Source organism: Pseudomonas sp. WS 5532 (assembly GCF_012985445.1).
Classification (GTDB): domain Bacteria; phylum Pseudomonadota; class Gammaproteobacteria; order Pseudomonadales; family Pseudomonadaceae; genus Aquipseudomonas; species Aquipseudomonas edaphica.
Genome location: NZ_JAAQWK010000003.1, coordinates 113,405 through 129,822 on the forward strand (window position 1 = coordinate 113,405; position 16,418 = coordinate 129,822).

The window sequence follows — 16,418 nt, forward strand, 5'->3', positions numbered from 1 at the left end:
TGTCAGATAAATCCTACTCGCCAATGGACAGTTCGATTCGCGCCAAGGAACAATCGGATTCACCGCTGATGAGGTTTCAGGATCCGTACCCTATCGATAAGGTGCGTCGCGAAACGAAGCGTGCACTCTCAGACGCTTCGCCGCGTCTGAGCAGGTAACTGGGAAACCATGATCGATATAACGCATTTGACCAAACGTTTCGGCAAAGCCCTGGCAGTAAACGATGTGTCTTTCAAGGCCACCTCGGGTGAGGTGCTGGGGATGCTCGGCCCCAACGGCGCGGGAAAGTCCACCACCCTGCGTATGCTCACCGGGTTCATGTCGCCCACCTCAGGCACCGCCAACTTTTTCGGTTTTGATATACGCCGTCAGACGCGCCACGCTCAACGTCTGATCGGCTACGTTCCTGAAACAGCGGCTTGCTATAACGAAATGTCCGTCGCGAGTTTTTTAGGTTTTATTGCTCAAGTGCGCGGCTTGCGTGGGCGCGAAAAGACGGCGCGGGTCACGTCCATGCTTGAGCAATTCGAGCTGATGGAAGTACGTGGCCAGACCATCGATACCCTGTCCAAGGGGTTCCAGCGCCGCGTCGGATTGGCGCAAGCGATCCTGCATGATCCCAAGATACTGATCCTCGATGAGCCCACCGATGGTCTGGACCCGAATCAGAAGTACCGCGTGCGCGAGCAAATCAAGGAGTTGGCCCGCGACAAAATCGTCATCATTTCTACCCACATCCTCGAAGAGGTCACCGCATTGTGCAGCCGCGTGCTGGTTATGGATAAAGGTCGGCTGTTGGTCGACAGCACCCCGCTGGAATTGGAAAGTCGTTCGCGCTATCACCAGGCAGTGACGTTGTACGCCACCCGGCCTCTGGATGTAATGACACTGGGCATGCTGCCAGGCGTTTCAGGCATAGAGGCGGGGCCTGAACCCTATAGCGTGCGGGTGCTGGCACGCGCTGGAGCGGTGATATTACCGGCTATCAATTCGCTGATTGTGAGTCGCGGCTGGGATGTGCCACGCCAGGAAGTCGAGCGAGGCTCTCTGGGGGAGGTCTTCCGGCTGCTGACCCGGGAGCAACAACCATGAGGACGTTCTGGCCGGTGTTCAAGCGCGAACTGTGCAGTTATTTCCTCACTCCCGTCGCGTATGTGTTTACCCTCTTGCTACTGCTGCTCAGCGGTATCAGCACTTTTTACCTGGGCGACTTCTACCAGCGTAACCAGGCCGACCTGGCACCGTTCTTCGACTATCTGCCGTGGCTATATGCGTTGCTGCTGCCGACCCTTGCCATGCGCATGTGGTCCATCGAGCGGCAGAGCGGATCAATCGAGTTGTTGATGTGCCTGGCCGTGGGTACGGCTGAGGCGGTTGTGGCCAAGTTCCTCGCTGCCTGGGCGGTCAGCGGGTTGGCGCTGGCGTTGACGTTTCCACTGGTGATTACAGTCAACTACCTGGGGGCGCCGGACAACGGCGTCATCCTTTGTGGCTATCTGGCCAGTTGGTTACTGGCTGGCAGTTGCCTGGCCATTGGCGGGTGCCTGTCGGCATTGACCAAGAACCCACTGATTGCCTTCCTTACCGCAATGGCGCTATGTCTGGCATTCATGGCCTGTGGCTTCCCGGTGGTATTGGATGTCTTGCATGGTTGGTCAAGTTTGCCCTGGCTCGATGGCGTGGCTTCGTTGAGTTTCCTCACACATTTCGAGGGACTATGCCGAGGTGTGATCGACCCACAGGACGTGTTGTATTTTTTCAGCCAGATCATAGGCTGGCTCGCCGCTACCGTGATTGCGGTTGAATTGAAAAAGGCAGTGTGACGCCATGTCATTCAAATCGATGACACGTACCTGCTTGCGCCTCGTGGTCATTATCGCTGGGTTCGTGGCGGTCAACTTCGAGTTGGCACCACGTATGGCGTCCATGCGGTTGGACCTTACCGAGCAGCAGCTTTACACCCTCAGCCCGGGGTCGCGTCAGATCATTCAGGCCGTGTTGGAACCCACCGATCTGTACTTCTACTTTTCCAGCCAGGCCGCCAGGGACCTTACGGTCATGCGCGGTTACGCGGTGCGTATCAAAGCATTGCTGCGTGAATATGAGCGTGTGTCAAATGGCCGACTACGGGTGCACATTATTGACCCTGCTCCGTTTTCAGCAGACGAAGCCCGCGCAGTCGAACTTGGTTTGCAACCAGCCCCCATCGGCAAGGCGGGTGCGGCGGTTTACTTTGGTTTGACCATCGTCGACGCACAGGCGCACCACGCCAGCATCGGTTTCTTTGCGCTTGAACAACAAACGTTCCTTGAGTACGACATCAGCCGCACATTGCAGACGTTGACTCGGTCTGCGCGGCCAGTGATTGGCCTGATGTCTTCGTTGCCGTTGGCAGGTGGCTTCGATGTGCAGTCGGGGCGAACGCGACAGCCTTGGCGGATCATGCAGGAGATCGACAATGCGTTTGAAGTGCGCGAGCTGGCGTCCGATGTCGACACCATCGACAGTGCACTCAATGTCCTGATGCTCGTGCATCCCAAGCACTTATCTGCGCCCACGCTGCGCGCCATTGATCAGTTTGTGCTGCGCGGCGGGCGTTTGCTGGTGTTCGTCGACCCCTATAGTGAGCAGGATCGCGGCGATTATTATTTTGGGATACCCAGCAAAGACAAGTCTTCCGACCTCGCGCTTTTGTTCAAGGCGTGGGGCATCAAGCTTCTACCTGATCGCATGTTGGGCGACGGCCGCTACGGTCAGTTTGTGGCAATGGCCCAAGGCGCAGAGCCGGTCTGGCAACCGACCGCCCTGGGGCTGTCACCCTCTGCGATGAATGAAAAGGATGTGATTACTGCTGGTATTGGCAGCCTTAACCTCACAACCGCCGGTATCTTGAGCGCCGTGCCGGGTGCAACAACTACTCTGACACCGCTGCTGCACAGTTCGGAGCAGGCCATGCCCTACAAGACGGCGCTTCTGAATCATCTGGAAAGTCCCGACGCGCTGTCCAAGAGCTTCAAGGCTACAGGCGAGCGTTATCTGATTGCGGTACGCCTGCAGGGGGCGGCACGCTCGGCTTTTCTGGACTCTCCCGGAGCGCTTACCTACGCGCAGAATATCAACGTCGTGGTGGTGGCAGACACAGACGTATTGAGCGACAACCTGTGGGCGGATGTGCAGCAGCAAGGGGATCGTGCAGTCACGGTGCCATGGGCTGACAATGCGGTGCTGGTGCTCAATGCGCTGGACAGCCTGTCCGGGTCGGATGCCTTGATCAGCTTACGCTCACGGGGACATTACAGCCGAACGTTCACTGTGGTCGAAGAGTTGCAGCAGCAATTCCGCGAGCGTTATCGCAGCATGAGCGGTGAGCTGCAGGGAAAGCTCGATGAAGCTGAAAAACATCTCGCGCCTTTGGCCGCAGAGCAGGGGCGAGATATGCCTCTGACGGCGGAACAGCAAACCGCCCTTGCACAATTTAACGCTGAAAAAGCGGGCGTTGAAATGCAGATGCGCCTTGTAGCGCGAGAACTGACCCTTCAGGTTGAGCATCTAGGCCTGCTGCTCAAGGCGCTCAACATCCTGGCAATCCCATTGCTGCTTTCACTGATCTGCTTTTGCATATTCTTATGGCGCGGGCGATCGTGATGAAGGCAGGACGATTACTAAGCTTTTCTGGAGCATTGGCTATTAACCGGTTCACGGCATCCCCTTAAGCTGGATTCACTGAGTTTCAACCAGCAATAGAAAGGAAGTGAACATGAAAAGGTTGCACAAGAAAGTCGCGCTGGTGACCGGCGCTTCCAAGGGCATTGGCGCGGCCATTGCCAAACAATTGGCCCAGGATGGCGCCACCGTCATCGTTAACTACGCCAACAGCCGCGAGGACGCTGACCGGGTGGTTGAACATATCCTGCAAACCGGCGCCAGGGCACATGCAGTGCAGGCAGATGTCTCCAACAGCGCCGACCTCAAGGTGCTGTTCAAGACCATCGTGCATGAGCATGGTCACCTCGATATTTTGGTCAACAATGCCGGTGTCTACTCGACCAGCGCCTTGGCCGACATTACTGAGGCGGAGTTTCATCGCCAGTTCAACCTCAACGTCCTGGGACTGATCCAGTGTACCCAGGCAGCAGTTGAAGTGTTCAACCCTAAGGGCGGCAGCATCGTCAACATCAGCTCCAGCGTCACCTCGTTCACACCGGCCAATTCGGCGGTGTACACCGCCTCCAAGGCTGCGGTTGACGCCATCACCCGTACCCTGGCCAATGAATTGGGGCCCAGAAATATCCGTGTCAACTCAGTGAATCCCGGACTGGTTGTCACCGAGGGTGTGCACGCCAGTGGCTTTTTCGAAGAGGCGTTCCGGCAAAAAATTGAAGCTATTACACCGCTGGGGCGCATCGGTCAGCCCGAGGATATTGCACCCGCCGTCGCCTTCCTGGCGTCGTCGGATGCAGGCTGGATCACCGGTGAAACCCTGATAATCGGCGGCGGCCTGCACTAAACCTGGGCGGCGTGCTCGCGCACATAGTGGCGGGGCGACTGCAACATGACGCGCTTGAATGCCGTGCTGAATGCGCTTTCGGACTCATAACCCAATGAGAACGCGATGGTGGACACCGAGTCATCGGAGTTCTTCAACCGATCACTGGCCAGCAACATGCGCCAGTACGTCAGATACTCCATGGGTGCTGCGCCGACCACCTGTTTGAAGCGCAGCGCGAAGGCCGAGCGCGACATGGTTGCCAGTTGCGCCAGTTCCTGGACGCTCCAGCGATGGGCCGGGTCGGCGTGCATCGCGCTAAGGGCAACACTGAGGTTGCGGTCGGCCAGGCCGTAAAACCAGCCGATGCCGCTGCTTTCCAGGGTCGCCAAGTGAGTGCGCAAAACTTCGACCAGCATCAGGTGCGCCAAGTGTTCGTTCATCAGCGAGCGGCCTGGGCGCTTCTGCTGCAGCTCCGAGGTGAAGCGCTCAAGAGCCCAGCGTAGGAGCGATGCCTGGGGCTCATTGGCCTGCACGTGAACCAGCGAGGGCAGGCTGCTGAGCAGTAACTGGGTAGGCACGCCGCTGAAGTCAAAGCGGCCACCGACCAACTGCGTGTCATTGCCGCCGTAATGCAAGGCCAGTTCGTCCGCCGCGAGGGTTTGAAAGTGACCGTCGGAGTTCATCACCGGCTGGGACATATCACTGTAGAGCGAAAAAGGCATGCCACGGGTCATCAGGAAACAATCACCCTGGTGCAGGCGCTGCGGCTGCTGTTCGCCATCCACTTGCAACCAGCAACTGCCCTTGACCACCGCGGTGAACTTGATGCCCTCACGTTCAGGGAAAGTGAAGGCCCAATCACCGCCCAAGGAGAGCGTGGCTGAGTGGTAATTACGGATTCTCAGCAAGGAAAGAACGTCGGACAGAGGATCCATATATCACCTGGGTGGACGGAAAATAAAGTAATCGGGATTTTATAACAGAGCTCATCCAGATTTCACGTTTAAATATGAGGTACACCATGCAAATCAATTTCGATAAGTCTTATGGCCCACTGATAAATGGGGTGTTTGAAACTGACGATAAAGCGCGCTCTTTTGCTGCGGTCGACCCTGCCACGGGCAGGCACTTAGCCTACATCCGCTATTGTGACGCCAAGGATGTCGATCGCGCTGTAAAGGCTGCGCATGCAGCGTTTCCCGCCTGGCGTGCCCTGGGTCAGCAAATGCGCGCGCGCCTGATGAACCTGCTGGCTGACGAGATCGAAGAGCACAGCGAACGCCTGGCCATGATCGATGCCCATGACGTGGGGCGCTGCATCAGCGAAGTACGCAAGGATTACCTGACCGCCGTCCGACACTATCGCTATTTCGCCTCGGTGATCATGGCTCATGAAGACACTGGTCGGGAAATCGACGGTGGTTACGCCATCGCCAAGCGTGAGCCTTTGGGCGTATGCGGGCAGATCATTCCCTGGAACGCGCCGGCGATCATGGCCGCGTTCAAGCTCGCACCGGCACTGGTCGCCGGTAATACCGTCGTGCTCAAGCCTGATGAAAATGCTTCGTTGTCGACGCTGGAGTTGGGCAAGCTGATCCAGAAGATCTTTCCCGCCGGTGTGGTGAACATGGTCACTGGGCGGGGTGACATCGTCGGTGCAGCGTTGAGCGAGCATCCTTTGATCAGGAAGCTATCGTTCACCGGCAGTACCGAAGTCGGCCGTACGGTAGCAGGTGTCGCAGCCCGACGTCTTGTGCCCTCAACACTCGAACTGGGTGGCAAGAGCGCCAATATCGTGTTTCCGGACATCGACGACATCGATGCGGTGGTCGACAACACCACCTTCGCCGCCATTCATAACAATGGGCAGTCGTGCCTGGCGGGCACGCGTTTGTTCGTGCATGCATCGATTGCCGAACAGTTTCAGGAAAAACTGATAGCCGCGTTCAAGCGCGTGAGAGTCGGATCACCCTTGGCTGAAGAATCACGGGTCAGTTGCTTGGTCAATGCGCAACAAGGTGAGCGCGTGTTGAGCTACATCATCATGGGCCTGGAGGAGGGCGCCAAACTGCTCGCAGGTGGTGGTCGAGCATCGGTTCCAGGTTGCGAGCACGGTTACTTCATACAACCAACGTTATTACTGGCACGTAACGATATGAGCATCTGTCAGGAAGAGATTTTTGGCCCGGTGCTTTCGCTGATCGTGTGGGACGACTATGAAACGATGATCGCCCAGGCCAATGGAACTGAATACGGTTTGGCCGCCGGGATCTACACAAGCAACCTGCAGCACGCTATGGAGACCGCTGCGCGGCTGGAGGCAGGGTCGGTGTGGATCAATCGCTACTCGAACATTACCGATGGGACGGCGTTTGGCGGGTATAAAAACAGTGGTATAGGCCGTGAGTTTTGTCGGGAGACGCTGAATGCTTATACACAGATAAAAACCATCACGATGCAGGCGCGTGCACCGCTGAGCTGGTTTACAGGCGTGTAGATAAACGGGGGCCGCGTGCAGTCAGATGGTGCGCGCGGACCCGATAGCATGATTTTACCGATTATCTTTGGTTCGATTGGTTGGAAGATGTGTTCAGTAGAGAGAGGGCACAAACAGCGTCTGACGCCAAGAAAGCTTTCTGGTCAACTATACTGTTGTAGGAATTATCCTGCCTGCGCAAAGGATATATCTATGGTGGCATAGAGATTCTTGCGGTTTGCGCTGCGAATAAGTTGAGTATGATTGCCGCCTCTTGCTAGCGTCCTCGGCGACGGCGCCTCAACAGCAGGTTGCCGAGTGTTCGCAATAACTTATGCGTTTCTCGGTACGTCATGCCGCAAAACGCAGATTGCTTCGAATACTTTGGGTTGCGATTAGCTGCTCAGTTGTTCCCTTGCATAGACTATACCGTCATCGCTACTCAAATCGAACTTCAGGAATAATTAATCATGGGCACCATAGTCATCGTCGACGACCACCCCCTGATGCGCATGGCTGTGCGCGTGATGCTCGAGCAGGAAGGGCATTCGATTGTCGCCGAGGTCGACAACGGTGTAGATGCGGTAGAAGCCATCCGCAAACTGCTCCCGGACATGATCGTTCTTGACTTGAGCATCCCGAGAATGGACGGCCTGTCAGTCATTGCGCACCTCAAAGCTATCGGTATTTCTACCCGAGTGCTGATCCTTACCTCCGGCGACACTCGAAACTTCGCTATGCGTTCGTTGCAGGCTGGTGCAGCGGGTTTTGTCTGCAAGGATGACAACCTGGACGAACTGGTCGGTGCGGTGAAGGCCGTGTTGTCGGGTTACAGCTATTTTCCGGCCAACACCATTCACCAGTTACGCGACAATACCCAGGCCGCCAGCGAGGAAAGCCTGCTGATTGCACAATTGTCCGATCGTGAGATCACCGTGTTGAAGCTGCTGGCTCGCGGCATGGGCAATCAGGCCATCGCCGATGAGTTGATGATCAATCACAAGACTGTGAGCACGTACAAAATTCGACTTCAACGCAAGCTGAGTGTAGAAAACCTGATTGCTCTGGGTGAGCTGGCCAAGCGCAATGGCTTGGCGTAGTCGCTTTCTGCCTAGGGTTCGAGCATGTGTTGAATACGCCGTAACTCCTTCTTCACCTGCCTGACCTGCGCCGGTACGTCCTCGGCGCCGGTTCGGCAGCCATGCTCCAGTTCCTTGCACAACTCAAGCAGATAATCATTGCACATTAATGCCGCGCTACCCCTCAAACGGTGAGCCAGCTGCGCAATGCCAGCGAGGTCCCGTGTCTCACTAAAGTCACGCAATTGCTCGATATCCTGTTGATTGCTGCGCATCAATTCAGCTTGCAGTTGTTGAATGATTGCCGGGTTGCCACCGGTAATCGGCTTGAGCAGGTTCATGTCGAATTCAGGCCGATGCTGCGCCGGTTTGCTGACTTTGTAGCCTGGCTTATCCGCAGGCTCCAGTAATGCCAGGCGCTGTTCGAGGATGGCCAGGCTGATCGGTTTGATCAGGCAGTCGCCCATGCCGGCGTTAAGACAACGGTCCATTTCTTCCTGCTGGGCGTCGGCTGTCAGCCCCAGAATCGTCAATGCACCGCTGTCGCGTTGCTGTTCTTCCTTGCGGATTGCCAGTGTCAGTTCTACTCCGTCCATGACCGGCATGTGGTAATCCGTGATAAGCCAGTCAACCGCAAACGCACGCCACGCCTCCAATGCCTCCAGTCCATTGCTGGCTTCAATCACTTTGCAGCCCAGGTACTCCAGCTGTGCGCGCAACATTTGACGGTTCAAGGTGTTGTCGTCTGCGATCAGCACTCGCATGGCCCAGCTTGGAGTGGCCTCGGAGGACGCGGGCAGCGGCAGTTTTTCTTCAGGCAGCGGTTCCAGAAGCTTGAGCTTGAGGGTTACGTTGACCGTTGTGCCTTGCCCCAGCGTGCTGGTCAGATCCAGACGGCCACCCATCATTTCACACAGCGAACGCGACACCACCAACCCGAGCCCGCTGCCGCCATGGACCGAGAGGTCTGACTGAGTCACTTGCGCGAAGGGGCGAAACAGCGTTTGCCGATCTGCCTCACTGATGCCTATACCCGTGTCATGCACTTGCAGATGCATGTTGAGTGTTTGCCCATTCACCACGCGGCATACCAAGCGGATGACGATACGGCCGCGTTCCGTGAACTTGATCGCATTGCTCACCAGATTGGACAGTACTTGTTTGAAGCGCAGAGGGTCGATGGAGACGTCCAGGGTGGTGCCGGCGTCGATTTCCAGAATCAGGTCCAGTTTCTTCTTTCTCGCCAGCCCTTCGAATACCCGCGCCACCATCTCCACCAGATTCTTGAGGTTGGCCCGGCGTGGGGAGAAGCTCAAATGCCCGGATTCAATGCGTACGATATCCAGCGTATTGCCCAACAGCTCAAGCAGGTTCTTGGCGGCCGTGTAGGCCACGTCGATGTTCACTCGATCCAGTACGCCGTGGTCGGCGCGTTTGAGCGCCAACTCCAATGTGCCGATTACCGCGCTCATGGGCGTGCGGATCTCGTGGCTCATGGTCGCAAGAAATTGGGTTTTGGCGCGGCTGGCCTCGTCGGCCTGGGTTTTGGCCTGCTGCAGTTGTTCGATCAGGTGATGATGTTGCGAGACGTCTTGCCAGCCGCAGATCACCCCTGCGATCGTGCCATTAGAATCACGAAACGGCTGAATCCAATGCTCGATGAAGTGGGATTGTCCCTCGATGGTGATCTGCAGTTGCTGTTCGATGGCATTGCCATCCTCCATGGCTTGCAGGTAACTCTGGTGGAGCGAGGGCGCCAGTTCGATATCGCCATGGTTCGTTTGCAAAGCAGTTTTACCCAGCACCTGGGATTGGCACAGTTTCATGACGTGCTCATAGCTGCGGCTGCATGACAGCAGGCGTCCTTCGCGGTCGCGTACATACACGGGAACGGGCATGGCATGGTTCAAGGTTTGCAGAAACTCCAGCTGATCATTCAGGGCTTTTTCAGCTGCGACCCGGCGCCGGATCTGACGGCGCAGTTGCACGATTCGGATGATCGAAATCAGCAGCACCAGCAATGCGCAGCAGATGATCTGCAGGATGACCAGTTTGTAGTCGCGCCAGTTCTGGCCACTCATGGCCGCATTAGCGCGCCAGCGAATGGTGATTGCATTAAGCTCGTCAGGTGGGATGCTCAGCAGAGCTTTATCCATGATCGACTGCAGCTCGGTTTCGCCACGGCGCATGGCGAAGTTGGCGGTGGCCGCCTGGCCGTCGACGACACCGGCCACGCGCAGTTCTTTTTCATAGAGGCGCGCGGTGTAGTAACGAGCCATGGACAGGGTCATCAACACAGCGTCGGCGTCGCCATTGACCACCATGCGCATGGCCTCAAGGTTGTTTGTTGGGGTAATCAACTGCACCGTGGGAAAGCCTTTGCGAATGCTGTCGATCAATACATGCCCCTGGACAATGGCCAGGCGCTTGCCGGCCAAAGCATTGAGACTCGAACGCTCTCGGCCCGATTCAGCAGTCGACGCGACCAGCGCAAACGAGCTGGTTGCGAATGGATGGCTGAAACGGAAATGGTTCAGCCGCTCCGGGCTGGCCGTCAACACGGCTAAATCAGTATCGCCGTCGCGTAAAGCGTCCTGAATGCCTTCAAAACTGGAGGCGCGTTGAATCTCGAACTTGAGCCCGGTGCGTTGGGTGATGATCTCGAACAAATCGGATATCACACCGTTGAAGCGGCCCTTGGCGTCGAAAAATGCCGAGGGTGCCATGTCATCGTTAATCATGAAGCGCGCCACTGGGTGCTGGGCCAGCCAGCGTTTTTCCTGGGCGTTCAGATGCACATTATCGTCCGGCATTACCGTGCCGCCGCCGGTCCAGCGCTTGATCAGGTAGCTCATGCGCAGTTGGCCGAATGTGGTCAGCGAGGCATTTAGAATGCGTAGCAGGCGTTGATCTTCCTGCTTGAGCAGAAACCCATAGCCGCCTGCGTCGACTTTCACAAACTGGATAAATTTGAGATAGCTGAAAAAGCTATGGTTGACCAGGTAGTGGGTGGTTACCGAGTCGCCCAAAAACACGTCGATGTTCTGGAACGCGACGGCGGCCAAGGCTTGCGCGGTGGTGTCGTAGGTAAAAAACTGTGCATGAGGATAGCGGTCGGTCAGTAGCGCGTATGGCAGGTAGTCCTTGGAGACTGCTACGGTTAGCCCATTGAGATCTGAGGGAACCGCAATGTCGCTGTCCTGGCGTTGATAGAGTACGGGGGCATTGACGCTGTACGGCAGCGTCACCACCGTGTCAGAAGAGTCGCGATCATAGTCGCTGGACCGGCTGATCAAGTCGATTTCGCCGGCTCGCAAGGCGGCCATCGCTTGCCCACGGTCAGCAAACCCGACGACTTTGATATCCAGGCCCAGTTGTTGCTTGAGCATTGTCGCCACGTCAGCGCTGATGCCCTCGTAATCACCGTTGCCGTAGACCATGTCGAAGGGCAGGGTGAACGGTGCGACCACGCCCAGGCTGAGGGCACGCCGTTGGCGCAACCAGGCCCAGTCGGCTTCCGGTAATTGCAGCTTTTGTGGTTCCTGACTCACTTGGCTAAGCAAGTGCAGGGGCTGTTGCGGCATGGGTATCGTTGCGGCAGCGCCGTACGATACCGCCGGCAGCAGTACGGTGAAGAAAGCCACGAAGGCTTTGAGCGTGGACATGAAACGTATACCTGACTGCAAAATGCAAAGTACGCCGCGCTGGCCGGCTCAAGGTCGGCCACGGACGTGGCGGGTGGGGGAGTAAACGCTGTGAATGGGGTTCAGACTGACGTCAGCACTACCTGTGAGTCCGCAATGTATTCAAGGATGTAAGGCAGCAGCGCGGTATCCGCCATCGGCGGGGCGATGGCATATCCCTGCACAATGGATACGCCCAGGGTTTTGAGCCGCTTGAGCTGGGCCGGGGTCTCGACACCCTCGATCACCAGCGACACACCCAGGCTGGCTGCCAGGCTGACGGTATGGGCGACAATGGCGGTGCAGGCCGAGTGCGTGTCGAGTTTGTGTACGAAACCGGCGTCGAGTTTGAGCTCGGTGAAAGGCACATCACACAAGCGCTCCAGTGACGAGAAACCGGTGCCAAAGTCATCCATGGACAAACCGCAGCCCAGCAGCTTGAGTTGCAACAGGTTGTTCATGGCGACACTGCACGGATTGAGCGTGCCGGTTTCGGTGATCTCGAGGATGATGCTTTGGGCAGGGCACTCATGTGCACGCAGCAGCACTTTAATCGCCTGGCTCAGTATGGGGTTGCTGAGTTGAGACGGCTGAAGGTTGAATGACATCGTCAATGGCAGGTTCAGGCTGGCCAGTTTCTGGCGCAGGATCAGCCCTTGCTCGAAGAGGCGCAGGAACAGCTCATCCATCAGGTCGTGATGCTCCAGTGCTTGCAGGAAATACCCGGGCGTCAGAAGGCCTTTCTCGGGGTGCCGCCAGCGCGCGAGCACTTCCAAGCCGCAAATCGTGCCCGTTTTCAGCGAAAGCTGAGGTTGGTAGAAACCCACAAACGCGTGATCCGCCAACCCTTGGCGCAGCGCCTGTGCGTCTGGCTCTAGAAACTTTGGGGGGGCTGCCTGACTGAGGCTGAGTACGGCTGAGGTTTTCATGTAATGCCCTGCAAGGGATGACCATGAGTCAATTTTGCAGGATGTGAGTAACCATAAACGTCAGCTCTTTCGAGCGGATACGTAGGACTAATCTTACTGACTAATGAAAAGCCTATAGACTCACCCGAGTAGACGGTTGTTCGGTAACCGCACCTGAACTTTCAAAGGCCAGAAGTCCGCTTATGAACACTGCAAATGGCATCGCTTATGCGCTATAGGCAATCGAGCGTTGGCAAGCTTGAAAAAGTCTCGCTTCGGTTGGGTTTCGGCTTGTTGGTGTCTTTTTTGTTACTAGTGTTCTTCGCCGTGGCCGGGTATTGGGTGACCTACAAGGTCATTCGCGGGGAAGTGCTCAAAGTCGATTATCACTTTATGCGTTTTGTGGGCCGAGCCTACGACCATGAAATATTTCTGCTACGGGCCATCAAAGCCAGCAGCCAATTGGAATACAAGCCGGTATTTAGCCCTGGAGCCTATGTGGTCAACCAGACCATCCAGGGCAACATGCGTATTTATGAAGGCCAGGCATCCCAGGTAGCGACGACGTTTTCCGCGGCACTACCCATCAAAGCCGCTGATGCGAATGATGGGGTGCGGGATCAACAACTGCAACTTGGGGTTGCGCTGGCGAATGTGTATGGCGACTTCTGGAGCGGTTCAACCTTCGCGTCGCCGCAAATGTTCGTGTTTGATCTGTCGAGCGATTTCGACATCGCGATTCCTGCGATCAGCCCCCAGTCTCAACCAGGCCAGCGGAATTTTTCCCAGGTATTGGATGAGGTCAAGCAATCCGCGCGTCAGCTACCGCCCTTGAGCAGTGACTTGTTGGTGCGCTGGCGGCCTAGTCATTTCTTTTTGGGCGGTGAAGACATTCAACAAATACTGGGCTATGTCTCAGGTCGCATCGAAGAGGATCAGTGGGCGCGAAAGGGTCCACCCAGGGAATTGATTGCCGCTACCTTGCTGTATTGGGACGAATTTGACGCACCCGGGGTAAGGATAGAAAAGCAGTTTTTTGATCTGCCGTTGTACAGCAACGTCGACATCGCCGCGCCGGACGGCACGCGTGTAGTGGGGGGCAAGTCGCCACAGATCTACCAGTATGAAAGCGGCTTCCATTTCACTACCTCAGGGCTACTGATCAAGCGCAGTGCCGGGGACATGGGCGCTTGGCAGGCCCTGTATCGTATCCCCTACAAACAACTGATCCTGGATGCACGTTGGCAGTTGCTAGGACTGCTCGGCTTGCTGGGCTTATGCATCATCAGTGGCTGGTCGGTCATCCGATGGTATCGACGGCGCATCGTGGTGCCAGCGAGTAATGACTTTCGGGAGTTATTGGTCAACCATGACTTCAACCTGTCTTTGTTGCAAACGGTGCCGCTGGCTTTGTGTGTGGTCAAGGGGCCGCAGATCGAACTGGTGACGCAGAACAGTTTGTATACGCAATGGTTGGGCGAGCCGACCGAGTTTGCACAAATGATGGCGCTATGGCCGCTGTTTGAGCAGGATAAACCCCTTACCGGTGAAGGCTGCCTGCTGCTCGATCAGCGGGTCTTGCATGTGCGCTATACACCCACCGAGTATCTTGGCGACAGCGTGTTGCTGTGTACCTTCACTGATATTTCTTCCCACCGCGAAGCATCCGCATCGTTGCTACTCGCCCGCCAGGCGGCGGATGCGGCGAATGAGCAGAAAAGCAACTTCGTCGCCACCCTGAGCCATGAACTACGCACGCCGTTGTACGGTGTGCTGGGCACGCTTGAACTGCTGGGCATGACCTCTCTGGATGAACGCCAACGTGGTTATCTGCGTACAATCGATAGCTCATCCGCGGTATTGATGCATTTGATCAGCGATGTGCTCGACCTGTCCAAGATCGAAGCGGGCCAGCTGGTTCTGGAGTCCGTGGCGTTCCAGCCTCTGGAAATGCTTGAAGAAACCGTGCGCGGGTTCTCGGCGGTGGCGGCGAACAAAGGGCTGGCGCTTTACTGCTGCGTTGACCCGCGCGTGCCGAACCTTGTGCAGGGTGACCGCCTGCGTATCCAGCAGATCGTAGGCAACCTGCTCAATAACGCGATCAAGTTCACCCAGAGCGGGCATGTCGCAGTCTTCCTGTCGCCTATCGGAGTCTGCGCAGGCGAAGTGAGCCTGCAATGGTGCGTGATCGATAGCGGCCCAGGGATGTCCGAAGCGGTGCAGGCGCAACTGTTCGAGCGCTTTTACCAGGCTGACAGCAAGCATCACACCGTCGCCGGCACCGGGCTCGGGCTGCCTATCTGCTCCCATCTCAGCCAGATGATGGGGGGCGCATTGAGCGTGAACAGTGTGCTAGGCGAGGGCAGTACCTTCATATTCGAGTTGGCCCTGGAAATTCTAGAGGCCCGTCAATCTTCACTGCCGCAGTTATTAGGCAAGTGCATCGATGTTCGCACCCCCTATGCAACCTTGTCCGATAACCTTTGCGCCTGGCTGGAGTGGCACGGGGCACACACTACCGTGATGGGCGATGATGCTCGCGGAGCGCCTGATGCCGTGTTGACGGTCATGCCGCAAGAGGTTGAGGTGGCAAGCTCAGGCGCGATTAATGTCTTCGCCCAGCATGATTTCAGTAGTACGCCCCAGTTTATCGGCCAGGACGTGGTGGTGAACCAGAACAGCGTCGGGTCCATTTGCCGTGCGTTGGTGATGGCGATCACTGGCGAATCGGAGGCACCGTTACCGCAACCACCGGTGACGCATCTGCAACTGGAGCTGAATGTGCTGGTGGCCGAAGACAACCCGGTCAACCAGGTGCTGATGAAAGAGCAACTGGAACGTATCGGCTGTACGGTGGATGTCGTGCCCGATGGCGTCCAGGCGTTGCTGCAGTTGGAGTTGAAGGCTTACGACGTACTGCTGACGGATGTGAACATGCCGCTCATTGACGGCTATGAACTTGCCGATACATTGCGCCAGCGCGATGTGGATATGCCGATTATCGGCGTCACCGCCAATGCGCTGCGCGAGGAGGGCGAGCATTGCATCCGCGTGGGCATGAACAGTTGGTTATCCAAACCGATGGATATCCAAGGGCTTTATCTGTGTTTGCGCAGTGTGCTTGATCCTACGTTGGTCCAGGCTTCCAAGGGTGCTGCACAGGTAAACGATCTAGACGAGATAAATGTGCCGGAGCGCATGCTAGAGCTATTTCTTGAGACCATTTCCCAGGATTTGGGCGAGCTTAAGAGGCTGGGGCCGGGGCAGCGCAGTCATCAGGTAACCCTGTTACTGCACCGGATCCGGGGAGCGTTGGCTGTAGGCAAGGCGAAAACCCTGATTCGGCTGTGCCGCGACTTGGAGGCACTGGTCACCCGGAATGGGTTGACCCACACACATGAAGATGTCGCGGTATTTGTTCGGCGGGTCGAAGTAGCCATCGCTGGTTTATAAGCGTGCCATGTCGTTATGGATAAAAGGGAATAGAGGGGATAATGCTCGCCAACTTTTCTAAGCGATAACTCAGCGTAAAGTTGGCCTGGCCGGTAACCGTGCCTGGAGTGACCTTTGGTCCTGTTTGAATATATCTTGCACGAAGAGGGATTTTAAATGTGGGCACCCCAGGTCGTATGTCGCCAGATTTCCACTGGTTAGCACTGCGGTAGAGTCAGGGCCGAATTTGACGATGCCCTTTTCATTACTCATCTGAATGCCGAGTCCCGATGTACTCGATTGCGGACGCAATGATAATATGTCAGAGAAATTTCCGGGAGTTGAAACGTC

Annotated in this window: 10 protein-coding genes; 7 read left to right on the forward strand and 3 right to left on the reverse strand. The window is 56.5% G+C overall.

What is annotated here, in order from left to right; genetic code table 11:
* Window positions 1–168: 168 nt before the first annotated feature.
* The 4 genes from HBO23_RS07215 to HBO23_RS07230 all read left to right on the forward strand — a co-directional run bounded on the left by HBO23_RS07215 (window position 169) and on the right by HBO23_RS07230 (window position 4,507).
* Window positions 169–1,092, forward strand: a complete 924-nt coding sequence (locus HBO23_RS07215; RefSeq protein ID WP_170037250.1) for an ABC transporter ATP-binding protein — start codon at window positions 169–171, stop codon at window positions 1,090–1,092.
* Window positions 1,089–1,823 (forward strand): ABC transporter permease subunit, encoded by a 735-nt coding sequence (locus HBO23_RS07220; protein ID WP_170037253.1) that lies wholly within the window; start codon window positions 1,089–1,091, stop codon window positions 1,821–1,823. The genes HBO23_RS07215 and HBO23_RS07220 overlap by 4 nt, the downstream gene beginning before the upstream one ends.
* Window positions 1,824–1,827: 4 nt before the next feature.
* Window positions 1,828–3,645, forward strand: coding sequence for a Gldg family protein (locus HBO23_RS07225; protein ID WP_170037256.1), 1,818 nt, complete (start codon window positions 1,828–1,830; stop codon window positions 3,643–3,645).
* 112 nt (window positions 3,646–3,757) lie between these two features.
* On the forward strand, window positions 3,758–4,507 hold the full coding sequence (locus HBO23_RS07230; protein WP_104912356.1) for a glucose 1-dehydrogenase: 750 nt from the start codon (window positions 3,758–3,760) through the stop codon (window positions 4,505–4,507).
* Here HBO23_RS07230 and HBO23_RS07235 read toward each other — a convergent pair.
* Window positions 4,504–5,424: an AraC family transcriptional regulator gene (locus HBO23_RS07235; RefSeq protein WP_138450855.1), complete on the reverse strand. Its 921-nt coding sequence runs from the start codon at window positions 5,422–5,424 to the stop codon at window positions 4,504–4,506. The genes HBO23_RS07230 and HBO23_RS07235 overlap by 4 nt on opposite strands.
* Before the next feature lie 86 nt (window positions 5,425–5,510).
* Between HBO23_RS07235 and HBO23_RS07240 the strand changes: the two genes are divergently transcribed.
* Window positions 5,511–6,986: an aldehyde dehydrogenase family protein gene (locus HBO23_RS07240; RefSeq protein WP_138450857.1), complete on the forward strand. Its 1,476-nt coding sequence runs from the start codon at window positions 5,511–5,513 to the stop codon at window positions 6,984–6,986.
* Window positions 6,987–7,435: 449 nt separating this feature from the next.
* A complete protein-coding gene (locus HBO23_RS07245; protein WP_186354667.1) occupies window positions 7,436–8,065 on the forward strand; it encodes a response regulator transcription factor in 630 nt (209 codons plus the stop codon).
* 11 nt (window positions 8,066–8,076) lie between these two features.
* Here HBO23_RS07245 and HBO23_RS07250 read toward each other — a convergent pair whose 3' ends face one another.
* Together HBO23_RS07250 and HBO23_RS07255 are read right to left on the reverse strand one after the other, a co-directional pair.
* Window positions 8,077–11,709 carry a transporter substrate-binding domain-containing protein gene (locus HBO23_RS07250; RefSeq protein ID WP_170037259.1) on the reverse strand — a complete coding sequence of 1,211 codons (3,633 nt, stop codon included), beginning with the start codon at window positions 11,707–11,709 and terminating at the stop codon, window positions 8,077–8,079.
* A gap of 101 nt (window positions 11,710–11,810) precedes the next feature.
* A complete protein-coding gene (locus HBO23_RS07255) occupies window positions 11,811–12,656 on the reverse strand; it encodes an EAL domain-containing protein (RefSeq protein WP_138453511.1) in 846 nt (281 codons plus the stop codon).
* 294 nt (window positions 12,657–12,950) lie between these two features.
* On the opposite strand from HBO23_RS07255, the gene HBO23_RS07260 reads away from it, so the two are divergent.
* Window positions 12,951–16,088 (forward strand): hybrid sensor histidine kinase/response regulator, encoded by a 3,138-nt coding sequence (locus HBO23_RS07260; RefSeq protein WP_225933062.1) that lies wholly within the window; start codon window positions 12,951–12,953, stop codon window positions 16,086–16,088.
* Window positions 16,089–16,418 lie beyond the last annotated feature (330 nt).